We start from the raw sequence: 1,584 nt of genomic DNA on the forward strand, positions 1-1,584 counted from the left end.
CTTCTATGTCAATTATGGCTATGTCTGATGCCAGCATACTTTTTAGAACACCACCAATATTTTTAATACGCCCTAATGAAATATTGCGAACAAAGTAACACCTAAGCAATAAAGTTACATAATTATAAAACTTATAAGGATAAGTGTTAATTACAAATATCAGGCCTCTAATTAGAGGCGATAGTTTAGCCTGCTTACTGAAAATTTGATAGTATCGATAAAACGTTTTTAGCGGTAGCTTCCTGCAATGAATAATAAAAAACTCCCTCGTAACAGGCAGGTTCACAAGCCTGTGATTGCACTACTGGTTTTGTATGCTAGTAGTATTCCTGCTCATGCCGATATTATCAGTGATAATAGTGAACGTCGTATTCAAGTACGTCAAGGTGGTAGCAATATTTATGTTCAGCCTTCTGAAAATGTTTTAGATGATAGTTCTCGTGTCACGAGTGAAAAAAATGCGATTAATCGCGATAGTATGCAGGGTTTGATTGCCCAAAAACAGCGTGACTTTAATTTGCAGGCTCGTCTATCTATTGAAGAGAATAAAAGTGTGAATATCGCTCGGAGTGTGCCTGATTCTAACACGGCTCATAACCATGGTGATCATGATGTGATTAGTATGGACTTTAACGTATGGTTAAACAATAACAGTTATCGTGCCAAACAAGTGGCAGAGTATCAGCGTTATCTCATCTCACAAGTGGGCGCAAAAAACGTACCACCACTATCTCAGTTATTGACGACCGCACGTAGTTGGAAGAAGTGTGGCTATGAGCCTTATCAACTACCACCGAAAGAGTTATGGCCAAATATTGTACCCACATTGCGTCTATATAGTGAGTTGAAAAAACAAGGTATATTGCCAGCAAGTAGTGAGATACGCTCTGTATATCGTAGTCCTGGTCTTAATGACTGTGCGGGTGGGGCTGATAGTAGTAAGCATATGAATGCCAGTGCCATGGATATTTGGGTGCCAGAATATGAAAGTAATTTATGGCAGCTGAGTACAATGCAAGATGGTCTATGCCAGTTTTGGCAATATCAAGGAGCAGCCCATAATTTTGGTTTAGGTTTATATGCGACGGGAGCCATCCATCTAGATACTGATGGTTATCGTAAATGGGGGTTTCATCATGCGATCAGTAGTTCTTCTTGTCGTTACTAACCTAAGCCATTACTAACTTAAGTTGCTATTAACTTAGGTCTTTATAAATTTGAGACGGCTCTAAACACCATCAGTCATTGTCGCGTATGGCATAGAGTTGGCAGTGAGACTCGGGGTTTTGTAGTCAATTGGATATAAATTTAGGTCACTTAGTTAGCTCTAACTGACCTAAATTTATTGGCATTAAACGCATAAGTCATAAATTTTCAGAAGTTATACTTGTATTGAGAAATTATATCCATACTATAATGAGCTATTATTTATATTTATATCATTTATTTTATAAGACTTAGATTAACACATGAAGTGCAATACCAAATGCAAGGTGAAAAAAAGACCTAGATGCGCTAGCATCAAAGTTTTTATCCACCGACCAAAGTGAGATTGCAACCATGAGCTATACACATCTAAGCCTA

The 1,584-nt window shown here is 37.8% G+C and carries 1 protein-coding gene; it reads left to right on the forward strand.

Going from position 1 to position 1,584, the window contains the following annotated elements:
* Nucleotides 1-247 precede the first annotated feature (247 nt).
* Nucleotides 248-1,168 (forward strand): D-Ala-D-Ala carboxypeptidase family metallohydrolase, encoded by a 921-nt coding sequence (locus tag EI164_RS16030; RefSeq protein WP_192520976.1) that lies wholly within the window; start codon nucleotides 248-250, stop codon nucleotides 1,166-1,168.
* Nucleotides 1,169-1,584: the final 416 nt, after the last annotated feature.

The organism is Psychrobacter sp. FME13, from assembly GCF_014861395.1.
Taxonomy (GTDB): domain Bacteria; phylum Pseudomonadota; class Gammaproteobacteria; order Pseudomonadales; family Moraxellaceae; genus Psychrobacter.

Coding starts and splice junctions, on each gene's coding strand:
- EI164_RS16030 (WP_192520976.1), top strand. CDS start 248: ATGAATAATAAAAAACTCCCTCGTAACAGGCAGGTTCACAAGCCTGTG.